The 19,040-nt window shown below is 65.8% G+C and carries 18 protein-coding genes, 2 pseudogenes and 1 riboswitch; of the genes and pseudogenes, 14 read left to right on the top strand and 6 right to left on the bottom strand.

Annotation, left to right across the window (positions count from 1 at the left end; translation table 11 throughout):
* Positions 1-30: 30 nt before the first annotated feature.
* Positions 31-1,518, bottom strand: coding sequence for a gamma-aminobutyraldehyde dehydrogenase (locus HBE63_RS02805; RefSeq protein ID WP_166903074.1), 1,488 nt, complete (start codon positions 1,516-1,518; stop codon positions 31-33).
* Positions 1,519-1,641: 123 nt separating this feature from the next.
* Between HBE63_RS02805 and HBE63_RS02800 the strand changes: the two genes are divergently transcribed.
* The 11 genes and pseudogenes from HBE63_RS02800 (at position 1,642) to HBE63_RS02750 (ending at position 12,422) form a co-directional block, all read left to right on the top strand.
* The gene (locus HBE63_RS02800) at positions 1,642-2,157 is read left to right on the top strand and encodes an Lrp/AsnC family transcriptional regulator (RefSeq protein WP_166909300.1); all 516 of its coding nucleotides are present in this window, start codon (positions 1,642-1,644) and stop codon (positions 2,155-2,157) included.
* A complete protein-coding gene (locus HBE63_RS02795; RefSeq protein WP_166903072.1) occupies positions 2,154-3,539 on the top strand; it encodes an aspartate aminotransferase family protein in 1,386 nt (461 codons plus the stop codon). Before HBE63_RS02800 ends, HBE63_RS02795 begins: the two co-directional genes overlap by 4 nt.
* Positions 3,540-3,622: 83 nt before the next feature.
* Positions 3,623-4,621 (top strand): SMP-30/gluconolactonase/LRE family protein, encoded by a 999-nt coding sequence (locus HBE63_RS02790; protein WP_243858467.1) that lies wholly within the window; start codon positions 3,623-3,625, stop codon positions 4,619-4,621.
* A 631-nt stretch (positions 4,622-5,252) separates the two neighbouring features.
* Positions 5,253-5,405: pseudogene (locus tag HBE63_RS02785) on the top strand (type II toxin-antitoxin system VapB family antitoxin); the annotation flags it as partial.
* 97 nt (positions 5,406-5,502) lie between these two features.
* Positions 5,503-5,887: pseudogene (locus tag HBE63_RS02780) on the top strand (VapC toxin family PIN domain ribonuclease).
* Between the two features lie 152 nt (positions 5,888-6,039).
* Positions 6,040-7,197 carry a D-alanyl-D-alanine carboxypeptidase family protein gene (locus tag HBE63_RS02775; protein ID WP_166909298.1) on the top strand — a complete coding sequence of 386 codons (1,158 nt, stop codon included), beginning with the start codon at positions 6,040-6,042 and terminating at the stop codon, positions 7,195-7,197.
* A 104-nt stretch (positions 7,198-7,301) separates the two neighbouring features.
* Entirely contained in the window at positions 7,302-7,931 is a 630-nt protein-coding gene (locus HBE63_RS02770; protein ID WP_166903064.1) for a TetR/AcrR family transcriptional regulator, read from the top strand.
* Positions 7,928-9,199 (top strand): glycosyltransferase, encoded by a 1,272-nt coding sequence (locus HBE63_RS02765; protein WP_166903062.1) that lies wholly within the window; start codon positions 7,928-7,930, stop codon positions 9,197-9,199. Before HBE63_RS02770 ends, HBE63_RS02765 begins: the two co-directional genes overlap by 4 nt.
* A gap of 7 nt (positions 9,200-9,206) precedes the next feature.
* Entirely contained in the window at positions 9,207-9,437 is a 231-nt protein-coding gene (locus tag HBE63_RS02760; protein WP_122975218.1) for a F0F1 ATP synthase subunit C, read from the top strand.
* Entirely contained in the window at positions 9,438-10,694 is a 1,257-nt protein-coding gene (locus HBE63_RS02755) for a glycosyltransferase (protein ID WP_166903060.1), read from the top strand.
* 483 nt (positions 10,695-11,177) lie between these two features.
* A complete protein-coding gene (locus HBE63_RS02750) occupies positions 11,178-12,422 on the top strand; it encodes a hypothetical protein (protein ID WP_166903058.1) in 1,245 nt (414 codons plus the stop codon).
* Between the two features lie 285 nt (positions 12,423-12,707).
* Here the strand turns inward: HBE63_RS02750 and HBE63_RS02745 are convergent, their stop codons facing one another.
* The gene (locus HBE63_RS02745; RefSeq protein ID WP_243858466.1) at positions 12,708-13,562 is read right to left on the bottom strand and encodes a nitronate monooxygenase family protein; all 855 of its coding nucleotides are present in this window, start codon (positions 13,560-13,562) and stop codon (positions 12,708-12,710) included.
* Positions 13,563-13,592: 30 nt separating this feature from the next.
* A riboswitch (guanidine-III (ykkC-III) riboswitch) is annotated at positions 13,593-13,657 on the top strand.
* A gap of 12 nt (positions 13,658-13,669) precedes the next feature.
* On the opposite strand from HBE63_RS02745, the gene HBE63_RS02740 reads away from it, so the two are divergent.
* Positions 13,670-13,987 carry a multidrug efflux SMR transporter gene (locus HBE63_RS02740; protein ID WP_166903057.1) on the top strand — a complete coding sequence of 106 codons (318 nt, stop codon included), beginning with the start codon at positions 13,670-13,672 and terminating at the stop codon, positions 13,985-13,987.
* Here the strand turns inward: HBE63_RS02740 and yhjD are convergent.
* The 3 genes from yhjD to HBE63_RS02725 are packed head-to-tail and all read right to left on the bottom strand — an operon-like array spanning position 13,984 to position 16,486.
* Positions 13,984-15,000 carry an inner membrane protein YhjD gene (gene yhjD, locus HBE63_RS02735; RefSeq protein ID WP_166903055.1) on the bottom strand — a complete coding sequence of 339 codons (1,017 nt, stop codon included), beginning with the start codon at positions 14,998-15,000 and terminating at the stop codon, positions 13,984-13,986. The two genes, HBE63_RS02740 and yhjD, sit on opposite strands and share 4 nt — an antisense overlap.
* A gap of 21 nt (positions 15,001-15,021) precedes the next feature.
* On the bottom strand, positions 15,022-16,038 hold the full coding sequence (gene trpS / locus HBE63_RS02730) for a tryptophan--tRNA ligase (protein ID WP_166903053.1): 1,017 nt from the start codon (positions 16,036-16,038) through the stop codon (positions 15,022-15,024).
* Between the two features lie 34 nt (positions 16,039-16,072).
* A complete protein-coding gene (locus HBE63_RS02725) occupies positions 16,073-16,486 on the bottom strand; it encodes a MarR family winged helix-turn-helix transcriptional regulator (RefSeq protein WP_166903051.1) in 414 nt (137 codons plus the stop codon).
* A 51-nt stretch (positions 16,487-16,537) separates the two neighbouring features.
* Between HBE63_RS02725 and HBE63_RS02720 the strand changes: the two genes are divergently transcribed.
* A complete protein-coding gene (locus tag HBE63_RS02720; protein ID WP_243858465.1) occupies positions 16,538-17,155 on the top strand; it encodes a TIGR03086 family metal-binding protein in 618 nt (205 codons plus the stop codon).
* 72 nt (positions 17,156-17,227) lie between these two features.
* Here the strand turns inward: HBE63_RS02720 and HBE63_RS02715 are convergent, their stop codons facing one another.
* A complete protein-coding gene (locus HBE63_RS02715) occupies positions 17,228-18,037 on the bottom strand; it encodes an exodeoxyribonuclease III (RefSeq protein WP_371814908.1) in 810 nt (269 codons plus the stop codon).
* Positions 18,038-18,109: 72 nt separating this feature from the next.
* Here HBE63_RS02715 and HBE63_RS02710 point away from each other — a divergent pair, with 72 nt between their 5' ends.
* Entirely contained in the window at positions 18,110-18,937 is an 828-nt protein-coding gene (locus tag HBE63_RS02710) for an alpha/beta fold hydrolase (RefSeq protein ID WP_166903047.1), read from the top strand.
* Positions 18,938-19,040 lie beyond the last annotated feature (103 nt).

Below are 19,040 nucleotides of genomic sequence, written 5' to 3'. Positions count from 1 at the left end.
TTCGAGGTTGACGGCGGGCGGGGACGAAACTCAGCGCTTGTTGAAAACCGTTCGGTGCCATCCTTTTTCGGCAACACCGGTGATGTCGCTCATCACGTGCTTGACCGTGAGGTACTCCTCGAACGAGTAGTCGCTCATGTCCTTGCCGAACCCGGACGCACCCACGCCGCCGTGCGGCATTTCGCTGATGATCGGGATGTGGTCGTTGATCCACACGCACCCGGCGTTGATCTCGCGGGAGGCGCGCTGCGCGCGGTACACGTCCCGGGTCCAGGCCGAGGCGGCCAGGCCGTAGACGGTGTCGTTGGCCTGCCGGATCGCGTCGTCATCGTCGGTGAACGACCGAACCGTCAGCACCGGACCGAAGATCTCGTCGCGGTACACCTCGGACGTCTCGGCGACGTCGGCGATCAGGGTGGGCCGGTAAAACGCGCCGGGCAGATCGGGCGCTGCTCCGCCGGTGACGACGCGGCCGCCCTGCTCCGGCGCCCGGGCCACCATCTGCGCGACCTTGTCGCGGTGCGCGAACGAGATGAGCGGGCCCAGGTCGGTGTCGGGGTCGTGCGGGTCGCCGACGACCATCTTGCCCATCACCTCGGCGACGCCGGCAACGAAGTCGTCGTACAGATCGCGGGCCACGATCGCCCTCGTCGCGGCGGTGCAGTCCTGACCGGTGTTGATCAGCGCGCCGGCTACCGCGCCCTGGATCGCGGCGTCCAGGTCGGCGTCCTCGAACACCACGAACGGCGCCTTGCCGCCCAGCTCGAGCTGGGTGCGGTGGCCGTGGACCGCCGCGGCCGACATCACCTTGCGGCCGACGGCGGTGGAGCCGGTGAAGGTGACGACGTCGACGTCGCGATGGCCGGCCAGCGCGGTGCCGACGTCGGCGCCACCGCCGGTGACGACGTTGAACACGCCATCGGGCAGACCGGCCGCGGTGGCCAGCCGAGCCAGGGTGAGGGTGGTCAGCGGGGTGATCTCGGCGGGTTTGATGACGACGGAGCAACCGGCCGCCAGCGCCGGGATGACCTTCCACACCGCCATCTGCAGTGGGTAGTTCCACGGGGTGATGGTGGCGACGACACCGACGGCTTCGCGCCGGATGCTCGACGTGTGGTCCCCCGAGTACTCGGCGGTGGCCTTGCCTTCGAGACGACGAGCCGCGCCGGCGAAGAAGTCGATGTTGTCCACGCTGCCGGGGACGTCGAACTCGGTGGCCAGACGCACCGGTTTGCCGGTCTGACTGACCTCCTCGGCAACGAGCTGATCTGCATGTTCGTCGGCGAGCTTGGCGAGCTTGGCCAGCACCGCGGACCGCTCGGCGGGTGTTGCCTTGGACCAGGCAGGGAAGGCGTTGCGCGCCGCACCGACGGCAGCGTCCACGTCGGAGGGGGTGGCCAGGGCGTAATCGGCAACGGCCTGCCCGGTGGCCGGGTCGATGATCTGATGGACGGGGCCACCCGTCGCGACCGGTGCACCGTTGATCCAGCTACTCGTCACATTTGCTGCCACGCTCATGGCGCCCCACGGTAACCGATGGCAGATTCGATCTCTACGCAATCCCGCGTTCGGTACCGTTCAAACGAGGGATTTCATCGATTCGGTTTCCGCAAACGACGGATTCCGTGCACAATTGAAGGTATGAGCAACCCGGAGGGTGATGACCTTCAGCCCGTACAGCTGCGGGTGAACAACAATTCTCGCACCGCCTTTCAACTCGACGATCTGTCGAAGGCGATCATCGAGAAGTTGCAAGCAGACGGCCGCCGTTCGTACGCCGGAATCGGCAAGGCCGTGGGGCTGTCCGAGGCCGCGGTACGCCAGCGCGTGCAGCGCATGGTCGACGCAGGCGTCATGCAGATAGTCGCGGTGACCGATCCGCTGCAACTCGGGTTCGCCCGCCAGGCGATGATCGGCATCCGCTGCACCGGCGACACCCTCAAGCTGGCCGAGAAACTCTCCTCCATCGACGCCGTCGACTACGTGGTACTGACCGCCGGATCCTTCGACGCCATCTGCGAGGTGGTCTGCGAGGACGACGACAGCCTGCTCGAACTTCTCAACACCCAGATCCGTGCACTGCCGGGAGTGATAACCACCGAAACCCTCGTTTACCTGAAACTCGTTAAACAGCAATATAATTGGGGAACTCGATGAGCATCACAGAAGACGCACCGACCACCACCACAGATCTGAGCGCCAAAGCCAACCGCCACCTGTGGGGACACTTCGCCCGGCACGGCGAAGGCATCACACCGCCCATCATCACCCGTGGCGAGGGTGTCCGAATCTTCGACGACAAGGGCAAGAGCTATATCGACGGCCTGTCCGGCCTGTTCGTCGTCCAGGTGGGCCACGGCCGCAAGGAACTTGCCGAGGCTGCCGCCAAGCAAACCGAGAAGCTGTCCTTCTTCCCGCTGTGGTCCTACGCCACGCCGCCGGCCATCGAACTGGCCGAACGCGTCGCCAACTACGCCCCGGGTGATCTGAACCGGGTCTTCTTCACCACCGGCGGCGGCGAGGCCGTCGAGAGCGCCTGGAAACTGGCCAAGCAGTACTTCAAGCTCACCGGGAAACCCGGTAAGCACAAGGTGGTTTCGCGCGCGATCGCCTACCACGGCACCCCCCAGGGCGCGCTGGCGATCACCGGCATCCCGGCGTTCAAGGCGCCGTTCGAGCCGCTGACCCCCGGCGGCTTCCGCGCGCCGAACACCAACTTCTACCGCGCGCCTGCCGAATACGCGCACGACGAAAAGGTTTTCGGACGCTACTGCGCCGACCGAATCGCCGAAGCCATCGAATTCGAGGGCCCGGATACGGTGTGCGCCGTCTTTCTTGAGCCCGTGCAGAACGCGGGCGGTTGCTTCCCACCGCCGCCCGGCTACTTCGAGCGGGTCCGCGAGATCTGCGACCAGTACGACGTGTTGCTGGTGTCCGACGAGGTGATCTGCGCCTACGGCCGCATCGGATCGATGTTCGCCTGCGACGACTTCGGCTACGTGCCCGACATCATCACCAGCGCCAAGGGCCTGACCTCGGGCTACTCGCCGCTGGGCGCGATGGTGGCCAGCGACCGGTTGTTCGAGCCGTTCAACGACGGCAAGACGGTCTTCGGCCACGGTTATACCTTTGGCGGACACCCGGTTTCGGCGGCCGTGGCGATGGCCAACCTCGATATCTTCGAGCGCGAGGGCATCAACGACCACGTCAAGGAAGCCGCGCCGGCATTCCGGGCCACCCTGGAGAAGCTCTACGACCTGCCGATCGTCGGCGACGTCCGCGGGGAGGGCTTCTTCTACGGCATCGAACTCGTCAAAGACAAGGCCACCAAGGAGACGTTCAACGACGAGGAGTCCGAGCGGCTGTTGCGCGGGTTCCTGACCCCGGCGCTCTGGGAAGCCGGGCTGTACTGCCGCGCCGACGACCGTGGCGACCCAGTGATCCAGCTGGCCCCGCCGTTGATCAGCGGGCAGGCCGAGTTCGACGCGATCTACGAGATCCTGCACGGTGTGCTGACCGAGGCGGGAAAGCTGATCTAGCCCCTTGCGCCGAAACGGCATTCCGGCAGAACAAGTGCGAGTAACCCCCTGCCGGAATGCCGTTTCGGCGGCAGACTGGCAGCGTGCCTCGTAAACCGCCGATCGATCCCGTCCGCTGGACGCCACCGCCCGTCGATGATCTGCCGGATTTCGGGCCGGCCGAGTTGACCGTCGTGCCGATGCCCGGGGAAGGGCCTGAGGACGTCGTGGTCGACGCGTCCGGGCAACTGTGGGCCGGCGTTGTCGATGGGCGCATCGTGCGGTTGACCCCCGACGGAGCGGCAGCGGTGGTGGCTGACACCGGTGGACGTCCACTCGGTCTGCACGTCGCCCGCGACGGGCGGGTGCTGATCTGCGACAGCCACCGCGGGCTGCTGGCGTTGGACCCTGCCACCGGAGTGTTGTCGACGCTCGTGGCGTCAGTGGGTGGCCGGCCGCTGAGATTCTGCTCGAATGTGACCGAGACTGCAGACGGCACAATCTATTTCACCGAGTCGACCAGCCAGTTCCATATCGAGCATTTCCCTGGAGCGATCATGGAAGCTCGTGGACGCGGCGGCTTGTTCCGGCTGGGCACCGACGGCGCCGTCACCACAGTGTTGGACGGGCTGTATTTCGCCAACGGTTTGACCACCACCGCCGACGAATCAGCGCTGGTGTTCGCCGAAACCCAGGGGCGGCGATTGTCGAAGTATTGGCTGAGCGGGCCGCAAGCCGGGTCGGTGACGCCGCTGGCGGTGCACCTGCCCGGGTATCCGGACAACATCTCCACCGGTACCGACGGCCGGATCTGGGTGGCGATGGTGTCTCCGCCTAACGCCGCTGCCGAGTGGCTTGCGCCGCGGGCGCCGGTGATCCGGAAGCTCCTGTGGCGCTTGCCTGAACGGCTCCAACCCAAGATCCGGCCGCAGGTGTGGGTACTGGCTTTCGATGCCGACTCCGGCGAGGTGCTCACCGGGCTGCGCACCACACGGCCGGATTTCGGCACCGTCACCGGGGTCGTCGAATCAGGGGGCAGGCTCTGGATGTCGACTATCGCTTTCCCTGCGCTGGCGTATGCCGAGCTTCGCGGCCTGGGTTAGCGTCCTGGCACAATGATCTCGGCGAGCGGGGCACGATCGGCGACCCCTGCGGGAAGTCTCAGCCCACCCTTGCTTCGGGGTCCACTACACATCTGGAAACAGATCCCTTAGTTCTTCCCGGACTTTCAGGGCATCGCTGACCCGCCGGGCGCAGTCCCCCAACGCGGTCATCTGTTCGCGGGTCAGGGGTGCGAGGTAGTGGCACCGAACGATCGCGGCGTACGTTCGCAGCGCGGGCCCCAGATCCGCCTGGCCTTTTCGGGTGATCCCAACCACGACGATTCGTCGGTCTTCGCGGCTGCGGACCCTGCGAGCCAAACCGCGATCCTCCAATCGGCCGACTTGCCAAGTCACTCGGCTTGGCGCGAGCACAGGCGAAGAAGGAAGCCAAAACCGAGAAGAACACTGGCGGCAAACACCGCGCCAAGACGGGCAGCGACAAGTAACCACACCCTCGCGGCAGCCGCCGCACACTGATGGGGACCCCCTTTTCTCAGGAGGGTCCCCATCGCCAGCTGCACACAGGTGGAACCGCGGCGGCCGGTATTGAACCAACAGACCATGTCAGCGGAACCAGTAGAATGTTGGCAATGTATGGAAACCACATACATTGCCAACATAGGAGGCTACCGTGTCGGTGACACAGATCGACCTCGACGACGAAGCGTTGGCCGAGGTCATGCGGATCGCCGGAGTGCACACCAAGAAGGAAGCCGTGAACCTCGCGATGCGCGATTACGTCGAGCACTTCCGACGCATCGAGGCACTGGCCCGGTCGCGGGAACAGGCAAAGGACTGGGACTACGAGGGCTGGCTCGCCGCACGTGCCGACGAGAGGGCCGTCGGGCCTTGATCCACTTCCTGGTGGATTCGTCCGCCGTATGGCGGTTCCAACGACAACCAGAACTCACCGGAGCCTGGGAGTCCTCGCTTCGCAGGGGCGCCATCGGATCGTGCGAACCACAACGAGCCGAGTTCCGGCGATCTGCGCGCAACGCGGACGAGTTCGATCAGATGAACCAGACGTTTCGTGACGTGTATCCCGATGTACCAGTGCCGAAATCCGTGTGGCGCTGGATCGAATCGGCGCAGCACCGACTCGCGAGTGCAGGCGCGGTGCGAGCCCTGTCGATCGTCGATCTCCTCATCTGCGGCACTGCAGCCGCCAAGGGTCTGGTGGTTCTGCATGATGACGCCGACTTCGAACTCGCGGCCCGCTACCTTCCCGATGTGACTGCGCGGCGCGTCGTCAGCGCCGACCGGTAGCCCTCCGCCGCTCACAACCCAGTTTTAACTCCAGTCACACCGGTCACAGCGTGGCAAACCGGAAATCGGCACCATTTCACCTAATCTTCGGAAACGTGGCGACCTTGCGGAGGACAACCCAGCGCGCAGCGTCCGCGCTTGCGGCACTGGCGATGCTGACGGCACCGGCGCTGATGACTGCCGGTGTGGCCAGCGCCGACCCGGCTCCGGAATGCCCGTACAAGGTGACCACTCCCCCGGCGGTGGACGCTTCAGAAGCACCCAAACCGGGCGAGGTCGCCCCGGGCCCACTGCCTGTGCCCGCTAAGACGATTGGCGGTGAGGCGCTGTCCGGATGCGGCGTGATCACGGCCCCCGGTACCCCGCCACTGCCCAATGACGTCTCCGCCGAATCCTGGGTCGTCGCCGATCTGGACTCCGGCGACATCATCGCGGCCCGGGATCCGCACGGCCGGCACCGTCCGGCCAGCATCATCAAGGTGCTGGTGGCCACCGCCGCACTCAACGAACTCAACCTCAACAAGTTGGTCGCCGGCACCCAGGACGACGCCAACTCCGAGGGCACCCGCGTCGGGGTCGGCCCCGGCGGCCAGTACACGATCAACGACCTGTTGCACGGCCTGCTGATGCACTCCGGCAACGACGCCGCGCATGCGCTGGCGGTTCAGTTGGGCGGCATGGACCCCGCGCTGCAGAAGCTGAACATCCTGGCCGGCAAGCTCGGCGGCCGCGACACCCGGGCGGCCACCCCGTCGGGCCTGGACGGTCCGGGCATGAGCACCTCCGCCTACGACATCGGATTGTTCTACCGCTACGCCTGGCAGAACCCGGCATTCGCCAACATCGTCGCCACCCAGAACTACGATTTCCCCGGCCGCGACGGCAATCCGTCCTACCCGGTGGAGAACGACAACAAGCTGCTCTACAACTACCCAGGCGCGATGGGCGGCAAGACCGGATACACCGATGACGCGGGTCAGACCTTCGTCGGCGCCGCCAATCGTGACGGCCGGCGCCTGGTCGCCATCCTGATGAAGGGCACCCGGGTGCCGATCGCGCCGTGGGAACAGGCGGCGCATCTGCTGGACTACGGCTTCGCCACTCCCCCGGGCACCAAAGTCGGCACCCTCGTCGACCCCGATCCGTCCCTGAAGCCCAAGGCTGACGAACCGACCGCAGCCCAGGCGGCTTCGGTTCTGCCGTCGGCGGATTCACTGCCGGTGCGGGTCGGCGTGGCCATCGTCGGTGCCGTGATCGTGTTCCTGCTGATCATGGGTGCGCGTTCGCTGAATCGCCGTCCCGTCCGCTGATCTACACCTTCCGGTACGCCTCCAACCAGCCAATATTCACGCGCTGATGCTCGGTCCGCGGCTACCCCTTGCCGACATCTGACCGATCGGTCTAATCTCAGACCATGCGGTCAGAAGGTACGAGGACGTTCACCGAGCAGGCCCGCCGTCGGCAGATTGTCGACGGCGCCCTGGAGGTGATCGCCGAACAGGGCTATCCACAGGCGTCGCTGGCCCGCATCGCCGAACACATCGGTATCGCGAAAAGCGCAGTGCTGTACCACTTCAACAGCAAGTCCGAAGTGGTCGAGGCGGTCTTCACCGAGATCTTCACCCGCGGTGTCGCGGTGATCGTGCCCGCCGTCAACGCCGAAACCACCGCAGCGGCCAAGCTGTCGGCCTATATCCGGGCCAATGTCGCGTTCGTCGCCGGCAACCGATCCGCGGCGGTGGCAATGCTCGAGCTCATCTCCGGTTACCGAGACGCGGACGGGCTGCGGGTTGACCAAGCCGCGGCCAAGGCCGTGCAAGAGCATCCGCCAACCGGAGAAATGGCCGCCCTCGACCCGCTGACCATCTTCACCGAAGGCGTGAGCAACGGTGAGTTCCGCGATCTGTCACCGCTGTTCATGAAGAACATCCTGCGCGGTGCCCTCGACAGCGCCGCGCAGGAGTACGCCCGCGACCCCGGCTACGACGTGATCGGTCACGGCGAGGTGCTGGTCGAGGTCTTCGAGAAGGCCACCACGCGATGACCACCATCGTTATCGCCGCCTTCGGCAGCCGCGGGGACGTCGCGCCCTACACCGGCCTTGCTCATCGACTCGCCGGCGAGGGCTACCGCGTCGCCGTCGCCGCCCAGGAGCCCTATCGGGAACTGGTATCCGGTGCGGGAATCGAATTCCGCTCGCTGCCCGGAGATACCGAACACGCCACCAAGGCCTCGCCGGTCGCGCAGGCGTTCGTCGACGGTGCCAGGATGCGGCCCTCCCGGGAACTGCTCGACGAGATGCGCGAGGATCTGCGCCAGCTGGGCCATGGCTTGATCGAGGCCACGAAAGACGCAGACCTGCTGCTACTTCCGTCGGTTGCGGCCCTTCTCGGCTACCACGTCGCCGAAGGGCTCGGCATCCCCAGCATCGGCGTCTTTCTACAGCCGACCGCACCCACCGGCGACTTCGTGCCGTCAGTGCTCAGCGCGCGATCGCTCGGCCGTTGGGGCAACCGGGTCGCAGGCCGCCTGGGCGCGCTCGGCGAGAAGCCACACCTGGCGCTGATCAACGAGTTACGCACCGAGCTCGGGCTACGCCCGACCACGCTGGCCGGGTACCAAGGCAAACGTGCAGCCACCTGGCCCATCTTGCACGGGTTCAGTGAACACGTGGTGCCGCAGCCCGCGGACTGGCCGGCGCACCTGCAGGTCACCGGCTATTGGTGGCCGTCGGAGCCCGACATCTGGTCTCCGCCCGCGCAACTGATCGACTTCCTGCAAGCAGGTCCGCCGCCGGTATTCGTCGGTCTGGGCAGTACCGCAACGGCGCGCGGACCTGAGTTGTCCGACACCATCAGCTCGGCGCTGGGTGCCACCCGCACGAGAGCGGTGGTGCAGACCGGATGGGCCGGGCTGCACTGCACCGGCGACGACGTTCTGATGGTCGACGAGCTTCCGCACTCATGGTTGTTTCCCCGGGTCGCGGCCGTCGTGCATCATTGCGGTGCGGGCACCACGGCGGCGACGCTCCGAGCCGGTGTTCCGTCGATACCCGTCACCGGAATCATGGATCAACCGTTCTGGGCGAAGCGGCTGCGGCTCCTGGGTACCGCACCGGCCGCTCTTCCGCGCGCCAGCGTGACCGCCTCCGACCTCGCCACCGCGCTCCGCGAGGTGTGCGGCGATCCGTCGTATCGGGAACGCGCTCAACAGCTCTCGACGTTGCTCGCAAAAGAGGACGGAGCCGGGTCGGCAACGCACCGCATCACCCAAATGCTCAATCGATCGCAGGAGGTTCACCATGGCCAGTGACGCATTGATGGGTAACGCCCTACTGGCCGGGGCAATCGTGCTGGCCGGCGGAGCGATCGGCGCCGGGATCGGCGACGGGCTCGCCGGCTCGCAGTTCATCGCCGGTGTTGCGCGCCAGCCAGAGGCCCAAGCACGTTTGTACACACCGTTTTTCATCACCGTCAGCCTGGTGGAGGCCACGTTCTTCATCAACATCGCCTTCATGGCGTTGTTCGTCTTCGCCACCCCTGGCGGATAGATGGCAACCATCGCGATCATCGCCATCGGCAGTCACGGAGATGTGGCACCTCTGACCGGGGTCGGTGTGCGGTTGCAGCAGGCCGGGCATCGCGTGATCGTGGTGGCCTATCAGGCATTCGCCAAGCTCGTCTCCGGATGCGGGCTGGAGTTTCGCGGACTCGCCGACGATCTCGACGACACCTCAGCCGATCTCTCGGACGTATCAGCGCGCCAAGCCGCCAAGGCCATGGCGGCATTCCTCTCACCACGCGGCATGCGGGTGCTGGGCGATCGCGTGTTGGCAGCCGTTCGTGACGAACCGCTCGATGCGCTACTGCTGTCACCGTTCGCGGAGTTGGCCGGCCATCCGCTTGCCGACGCGCTCGCCATTCCCGCCATCGGCGTCCGGCTCCAACCCTTCTCGGCAACCGCCGACTATCCACCGGCGGTGCTGGGAGCGTGGACTGCCGGGCGGTTCGGGAACAGGACGGCGGCCCGGATCGGTGATGCGATGATCGACGGGCTGTATGGCAGGGCCGTCAACCACTTTCGCGCGCAACTCGGTCTCCCGACCACTCCGGCCCGAGTGCTGCGACGCCGACGCACCGACGCTCGTTGGCCGATCCTGTATGGCTATTCGCCCGCGGTACTGCCCCGGCCGGCGGACTGGCGGCCGGGTGTCGAAGTCGTCGGCTACTGGTGGCCGGCACATCCGACCGGATGGCAACCGCCCACCGAGCTGGTGGAGTTCCTCGACGCCGGCCCGCCACCGGTCGTCATCGGCTTCGGCAGCACCGTCAACAGCACCACCGAGGCTCAACAGCTGTCCGCACTTGTCACACAATCAGCTCGGTCGGCCTGCGCCCGCGCGGTGATCCAGGCCGGTTGGGCGGGCCTCGACGTCTGCGGAGACGACGTGATCGCGGTCGGCGAGGTGCCTCACGACTGGTTGTTCGCGCGGGCGGCAGCCGTTGTCCACCACTGCGGCGCAGGCACTGCCGCGGCGGGACTACGTGCCGGTGTGCCGGCGATCGCGACCCCTGGCGCCTACGGCGACCAACCCTTCTGGGCGCGAAGGCTGTTCGACCTCGGAGTGGGGCCGCCGCCGATTCCACAGCGCCGGCTCGGCGCCGAGAATCTCAGCGCATCAATCCGAGAAGTGTTGTCAAATATCCGCTTCCGCGACAACGCAGCAGAGTTGGCCAGACGTGTGAGGTCCGACGACGGCGCCGGGCGCGTGGTCACAGCCATCGATCGAGTGCTCAACATCGGCTGATGAGATATTCCCCGGCATAGTCGCCGGCATCATCTGCCTTCAGGTAACCCGAGGGTCAGCGGGTTCCAGATCCGGAAATGAACGTGTTCCAGTACGCCGATTCATCAGCATTACACTTGGCCAACGCCGGATCAGATCTGACCGTTGCACATCTCCGACTAGGCTTGTGAACTGCTTATATATCGCCACGACGGAGTGGCGGCCCCAGTAACTGCGAACATTATTCGAATGTTTCGGAATATTTTTTGAACGTTTTCAAACTATTCCCAATAGTGATCGAAAACCGGATACCTTCTTGCTAAATTCAGCGCCGGTCAGGGCCACCTGTCCCCGTCAGAAAAAGGAATCCCGTTGGAACTCACACTTCGCCCCTACGTCACCGCCGGCATAGCGCTGGCCGGCGCCAGCGTCATCGCGGTCAGTCCGATCAGCCCAGTCACGCCGTCGCTGCCCGACATCCAAGTTCACGCCTCGTCTGCGGCGGTGGACCTCACCGGCGTCACCAACCCCGTCAGCGACCCCATCACTGCGTTGATCGAGGTCCTCACGGGCGCCGCCCAAAACGCGGGCACGCTGGGCGGGCAGATCGTCGATAACGGCGCGCCCGTCTTGAATCAGGTCCTCGCCAACCTCACCGGTTACGTCCAGGCCTACGGCACCGCACTCCAGAACACGGGCCTTGGACTCGCGATGTGGCAGACCAACAACCAGTGGCTGCTGGACTATGCGTACGAACAGCTCCAAGCGGGCCAGATCGGTGACGCGATCAGCTATTTTGTCTACGCCGTGTCCGGCATAGCAACGGCGATGTTCCCGATGCTCGACACCCTGAAGATCCCAGGCGCGATGGCGCAGAACTTCGCAGATGTGGTGCAGGCCATACCAAGGGCAGTCACGATGATCGGGCTGAGCACCATCGTGGCGGCCCAGTCTCCATTTCATGCGTTTGGGCGTCAGGTGCAAGGCCTTGTCGACGCGGTGAACGCCGGCGACCCAGTCGACGCGGCGAACGCGGTGGTCAACATTCCCGCCGCGATGACGGGCGCCCTCCTCGACGAGCTGCTCAAGCCGTACACCACCGAGGTTTTTACCGGACTTGTCGGCGCTCTGGTGGTGGGCGTCCCGAAGATCATCGCGGAGGTGCTCAAGCCCCCGGCTTCCCCGGTCGTACCCCCAGCCGTGGAATCTGCGCCCGGCACGTTGGCGGCCGACACGTGGGCTACCGTTGCGCTACCGGCCACGGAAACGCCGGCCATCGAGGCCAGCACCACCACACCCAAGGCATTGCCCTCAACCGCGGATCAAACGTCCGCGCCTGCTGAACTCGCCACGAAACAGCTCACGAGCAGTGTGACCGACACCGTCGACAACCTCACGAGCGCTGCAGCGTCGGCGTTCAATGCGGTGAAAACCGTGACGCTGACGGTCGATCCGAAGCCCGCTGCGACCGAGACTCCGGCTGCCAGTGAGCCTTCCACAGACGGCGTCACAGCCGGCACCAACGCGGGCACCGACGACGATGCGTCGGACACGTCAAACACCAAGGCCGCCAAGGTGTCCAAGAAGGAAGCCGCGGAATCCAAGCGGCAAGCCCGCCAACAAGCCAGGGCAGATCGCCAGCACGAGCGCCAGGAAGCGAAGAAGGAAGCCAAGGCCGACAAGCAAGGCACCAAGTCCACCAACAGCACCGGCGGCAAGCACCGCGCCGACAAGAACAGCGACAAGTAGCCAATCCGGCCACTGGCCACTCCTCAACTGGTGGGCCCTCCCCTTCTCCCAGGACGGGCCCACCTCTTTTTCCCAGCGCGAGAAGACATTTAGGTACCCGTAGTGCGCGGTTTTCGGGTACCGGCGCGTCTGCTCGCCGGTATGGGCAACCTTGTCGGATCGGTGAGACGGCCACCGGCAACCAACAGCAAATTCGCCAGTTCGTCTGACAAATAATTGCCACTCAAGTTAAATACACCCCGGGCCTGCCAATCCGCCGCCGCTCTCGGCGGTTTGGCAGGCTCATCAATGCCAACGTCGCAGCAGCTGCTCGGCACCTTCGGATAGCGATCGCACGATTTCGGCAACACCAGTCTCGCGCTGCACGGCGCCTACGCCCTGCCCGGCGTTGACGGGCGATCCACGCAGCACTCGCTCGGGAATCGTCGCCGGCCACCGATAGCCGGCCGTGACGTCGTACTCGGTGGTGAGCTCGGTGCCGTCACCCGCTGCGGCCAGCAAGGCATCACGCGCCGGAGCCGGAGTCAGCGCCTCGACACACGCGGCGAATGCCGTGCCGACCCAGACGGCACCCGCTCCCGCCGCCAGCACCGCAGCCACCGCGCGCGGTGAGGAGATCCCGCCGGCAGCCAGTACCGGTATGTCGACGGCGTCGAGCACCTCGGCCAACAGCGGCAGCGTCCCGACCGTCGGCTCACCGTGGCCGCCACCTTCGGCGCCCCGTGCCACCACCACGTCGACACCGGCGTCGACTGCACGCCGGGCGGCATCGACCGTCGCCACCTGGGTCGTCACCGTGAGGCCCGCATCATGCGCCCGATGCACCCAGTCCCAGTCCCAGTCCTCACCGAAGCTCACGCTCAGCAACGCCGGCTGGGCGGCCAGGGCCACCTCGAACAGATCTGGCCGATCCTGAGCGACCCAGTGCACCAAGCCAATTCCGAATCGCTGCCCGGCGAGCTGCGCCAGTTCGGCCGTCAACTGCTCGGCAGTGGCCGAACTGCCCATCCCGACCATGCCCAGTCCGCCGGCAGCAGAGACCGCCGCGGCCAACCGGCCTCCGGCCGCGCCGCCCATCGGCGCGTTGACAATGGGGACATCGATGCCGATTGACTGCGACCACGTGGTTGCCAAGCTCACAGCCTGCAATTTTACTTCGTTGTTACAATAGGATCGCCAGCACATGGCACCGGACGAGGCGCACCCGTACCCGGCCAGCGACAAGACGGGGTGTTTGGAGGTGTGCCATGGCATGGCTGATTCTCGTCGTCTCAGGTGTCCTGGAAGCGGTCTGGGCGACTGCCCTGAGCAAGACGGAGGGTTTCACCCGTCTGGTTCCGTCAGTGATTTTCGGTGTGGCCCTTGTGTTCTCGATGATCGGACTGGCCGTCGCGATGCGCAGCCTTCCGCCCGGCACCAGCTACGCAATCTGGGTCGGCATCGGCGCGGTGCTCACCATCGCCTTCGCCATGATCACCGGCGCTGAGTCCGCGTCGGTCATCAAGGTTCTCCTGATGCTCGGCGTCGTCGGCTGCATCGTAGGCCTGAAGGTCGTCAGCCACTAACGCCGTAACAGCCGCGAAAGCCCGAGTGCGCCAATGGCTCCCATGGCGGCCGCGGCCACCGCGCCGGACACCCCGATCCCCTCGTGGACGTGCACCCTGGTGACGATCTGTGCGGGTTCCGGTGGTGGCACCGGCGCGACAGCCAGGCTCTCCGAGGATGTCGCCGCCCACGCAGTGGCGAACAGGATGAGCCGCGCGGTGACGTAGGCGAACACCATCAAGCCCAGCACCGGGCCGAACGTCGCGCCCGCAGGCCCGGTCAACACCGACTGCAGGTAGATCGACGCGACCTGTTTGAAGATCTCGAAGCCCACCGCGGCCAGCAGCCCGGCCCGAAGCGAGCTGCGGAAAGGCACTGGCTCACGCGGCAACCGGGAGATGATCCAGGTGAACAACAGCCACGAGATCGAGACCGACACGGCGATCGATATGACGCGCAACCCGCTGCCCAACAGCGCGCCATCGTGAAGGCCGATCCAGCGCAACACCTTCCGCATCAACGAGGGGTCGCCGAGGACGGTCAGCCCGATGGTGATCACCATCGCCAGAAACGCCGACACCAGAGCGAGCAAGTCCGAGAGCTTGTTGCCGACGAAGCTGGACTCAGCTTGTTGCTCCCACATCCGACTCAGCGCCTCGCGCAGGTTGGCCATCCAGCCCAGGCCGGCCCACACCGCGGTAGCGAGGCCGATCACGCCGACCGTGCCGCGCGAGGCGATCGCCGAGTCCATCAGGGTCACCAGTTGCTGGCCGAGGTCACCGGATACCGCCTCACGGATCCGGTGCTCGATTTCTTCGAGCAGATCCGGACGGCGCGACAGCACAAAACCGCCCCCGGCGAAGCCAACCATCAGCAATGGGAACAGCGCGAAAATCGTGAAATAGGTGATGCCAGCGGCGTAGAAGTTGCCGCTGCAGTCGTTATAGCGCTCCTGCGCCCGCATCACATGGTCGAACCAGGGAAAGCGCGTGCGGACCCGTACCAGTAATCCCGGCTTCTCCGGCTCGTTCACCGCCGACCCCTCCCCTGGCCCTTATTGCGTTTGCTGGAGAAACCCTATCCTGCCGTAAACCCGAGCGAGGGTCTTCCCCGCGACCTCCCGGGCGTGTTCCGCCCCGGCAGCCAGAACCGACTGGAGTTCGGTCGGATCGGCCAGCAATTCGTCCACCCTGGCCTTGATCGGCGTGACGAACTCCACCACGGCCTCGGCGGTCTCCTTCTTGAGATCCCCATAGCCGCGGCCGGCATAGCCCTCGACCAGCTTGTCGACGCCGGTACCCGTCACCGCGGACTGGATCGTCAACAGGTTCGAGATGCCGGGCTTGGCCTCCGGATCGAACCGAATCTCACGTTCACTGTCGGTCACCGCGGAGCGGATCTTCTTCGCAGTGGCCTTCGGATCGTCGAGCAGGCTGATCAGCCCGGCATCGGACGCCGCGGACTTGCTCATCTTCGCCGAAGGATCCTGCAGGTCGTAGATCTTGGCCGTCGCCTTGGGAATCATGGCCTCGGGCACCACGAACGTGTCGGGGAACCGGGCGTTGAACCGCTGCGCCAGGTCACGGGCCAACTCCAGGTGCTGACGCTGATCCTCTCCGACCGGCACCAGGTCGGTGTCGTAGAGCAGCACGTCGGCGGCCATCAGCACCGGATAGGTGAACAAGCCCACGGTGGTGGCGTCCGCGCCCTGCTTCTGCGACTTGTCCTTGAACTGTGTCATCCGCGACGCCTGGCCGAAGCCGGTGAAACAACCCAGCACCCAGGCCAATTGGCTGTGCTCGGGGACATGGCTCTGGACGAACACGGTGCTGCGCGCCGGATCGATGCCCAGCGCCAGGTACTGCGCGGCCGTCACCAGCGTGCGCCGGCGCAGAGTCTCGGGGTCCTGCGGCACGGTGATGGCGTGCTGGTCGACGACGCAGAAGAACGCCTCGTACCCGTCCTGTAGCTGCGCCCAGTGCGTGACTGCGCCCAAGGCATTACCGAGGTGCAGGGAGTCCGAGGTGGGCTGAGCGCCCGAGAATACGACCTGTTTGCTTCCGCTACTCATGATGCTGTTGATTTTCGCACTGGCGTCATCCGGATTATTCAGGGGTCAGCCGCTGCAGGACCCGCAAGAACACTTTCCGCTCCTCGGCAGTCAGCTCGCCCAGCCAGCGCTCCTCCCCACGCTGGATCTCCCGTTGGACCGCATCCTTTACAACCCGGCCCGCCTCCGTGATGCGCAGCAGCCGCACCCGCCGGTCGTCGGGGTCGGCCTCGCGCTCGATGAAGCCCTGCTGTTGCAGGTCATCGAGGGTGCGGATGATGCGGGTCTTGTCCGCGCCGATCGCCTCGGCCAGGGCCGCCTGCGTCCGCACCGAGGACCGGTCGAGGGCGAGGAGCACGACGTAGCCCCACATCGTCAGGCCGTGGGCGTCGAGCACCGGCTGCTCGGCGGCCATCAGGTCGCGCATCAACGGGGCGAGCATGGCTGCCAGATCCGGACGCTTCGACATCGGCTCATCGTAGGCGTTGCAATATCGTATGCTGACGCTTATCGTATGCGTATGCCTACCATCGAGACAGACCTACGCACTCTTCACCGCGTCGCCGTTCTGCGTTCCGTCGAAGCCGTCGACGCGGTACACACCTCCGACCTGGACCGCCCTACGCCGTGCGCGGAGTGGACGCTGGCCGAACTTCTGGCGCACATGACCGTGCAGCATCATGGGTTCGCCGCGGCCGCCCGCGGAAACGGCGCCGACGAAGCCGTCTGGAACGTCGCGACAGTGAGCGACGCCGTGCGCGCCGACCCGGCCGGCACCTATGCCGCTGCCGCCCACGACGTGCTCGACGCGTTCGCGGCCGACGGCATCACCGAGGCGACATTCGCATTACCCGAGTTCGGGCCGGATGCGACGTTCCCCGGCGAATTGGCGATCGGATTCCACTTCGTGGATTACGCGGTGCACGGGTGGGATGTCGCCGCTTCGATGGGCGTGCCGTTCCAACTGCCCGACGACATCGTCACCGCCGTGCTGCCACTGGTCATGGGGATCCCCGATGGCGACTTTCGCGACAGTGCGGCCTCACCGTTCGACCGCGCTGTCAACGCGTCGGCGGCAACGGATTTCGAGAAGATCCTGTTACACCTCGGCCGTCGTCCAGACTGGCTTCAGGCGTAACCGCACTAAGCGGCGGATTACTGCTCAATAGTGACCGTAACTCGCCACGTAAGCACCACCCCGCGTTCTCGCTCAGCCGTAGTTGACCGTCACCGGTGAGTGGTCGGACCACCGCAGCGCGTACAGCTCGGCCCGGTCCACCCGGGCCGCTGTCGCCCGGCCCGCCAAAGTTGGGCTGGCCAGGTGATAGTCGATGCGCCAGCCGGCGTCGTTGTCGAAGGCCTTGCCACGCCACGACCACCAGCTGTAAGGCCCGGCCACGTCGGGATGCAGCACCCGCACCACGTCAACCCAGCCCGTGGCCAGCAGCTCGGTGAGCCAGGCCCGCTCACTGGGCAGGAAGCCGGCCTTCTTGACGTTGCCCTTCCAGTTCTTGATGTCGTTCTCGGTGTGCGCGATGTTCCAGTCCCCGCACAGCACCGCGTCATGCTCCAGCAGCTCGGCCATCCGGGCGGCGATGGTGGCCATGAACCGTTCCTTCTCCAGCTGACGTTCCGTCTCCGCTTCGCCCGTCGGGACGTACACACTGGCCACCGTCACCCCCGCGGTATCCACCTCGAGGTAGCGCCCGTGAGCCTCGAACTCGTCGGAGACCAGCAATCGCGCCGCGTCGATGGGATGTCGCGACAACACCGCAACCCCGTTGCGGCCCTTGACATGCGGAACGGCAGAAGCCAGGTTCCAGCCGTCGGCCAGGGCCGGCGTCAGGGCGTCGTTGAGCTGCTCGTCGTCCGCGCGGGTCTCCTGCAGACACACCACATCGGCCTCGGTTTCCTTAAGCCAGGGCAGCAGGCCGAGGTTGTCGGTGGACCGCTGCTTGACTGCGGCGCGAATGCCGTTGACGTTGATGGTGCTGACGGTCAGGGGTGCCGGAGATGCCACGGCCCAGACCCTACCGATCTGTGCCGACAGCCCTCTTGCGGTACCGGCGGTATCACCTTAATGTCGGGCGGCATGGCTGAACGTGCACCCATTCACCTGGGATCGGGCGAACCGATCCTGCTACTGCACCCGTTCCTGTTGTCACAGAGCGTGTGGAAGTACGTCGCGCCGCAGCTCGCGCAGACGAGCCGCTACGAGGTGTTCGCCCCGACGATGGCCGGCCACCACGGCGGTGCACACGCACCGATGTTCCTCGACGTCGCGACACTGGCCGACGATGTCGAACGCCGGCTCGACACGCTCGGCTGGACCACCGCACACATCGTCGGGAATTCCCTGGGCGGCTGGGTGGCCTTCGAACTGGAACGCCGCGGCCGGGCCCGCACGCTGACCGGTATCGCCCCCGCCGGCGGCTGGTCGATGTTCACGCCCGCCAAATACGAGATCATCGGCAAGTTCCTGGCGGCCCTGCCGGTGGTACTCGCCACCGCGGCGCTGCGTCAACACCTGCTGAAACTCCCACTGACCAAACAGATTTCCTACCTGGCCGTCAGCGCCACACCCGACGTGCTCAACGACAGCGACCGGCGCGACCTGATCGAGGATCTGGCGCACTGCCCGGCCTACTTCAAGCTCATGGTGAAAGCACTGACCACCGCAGGCCTGATGGAAATCGGCGATTCCCGCACCCCGACCCAACTGGTGATCTGCGAGAAGGACCGGGTGCTGCCCGCGCCGCGGTTCACCCGGCACTTCACCAAGAGCCTGGCGCCGGACGCCGTGGTAACGACCTTGAAGGGCGTCGGACACGTCCCGATGTTCGAGGCACCCGACACCATCACCCGAGTGATCACCGAATTCGTCGACCGGCACGTTGGCCCCACCCGCGCGACCGGTTAGGCCGCGTTTGTAACGCCATGGCGATGGCGGTTGCGTCGATTTCTGCACCACGGCTGTCCGCGTTCGGGCGGGTTACCGCCCTTCGGTAGAAATCGACGATGCT

This window comes from Mycobacterium sp. DL440 (assembly GCF_011745145.1).
Taxonomy (GTDB): domain Bacteria; phylum Actinomycetota; class Actinomycetes; order Mycobacteriales; family Mycobacteriaceae; genus Mycobacterium.
The sequence above is the reverse complement of the archived record's forward strand: the minus strand, read 5'-3'. Positions and strand labels throughout refer to the sequence as shown.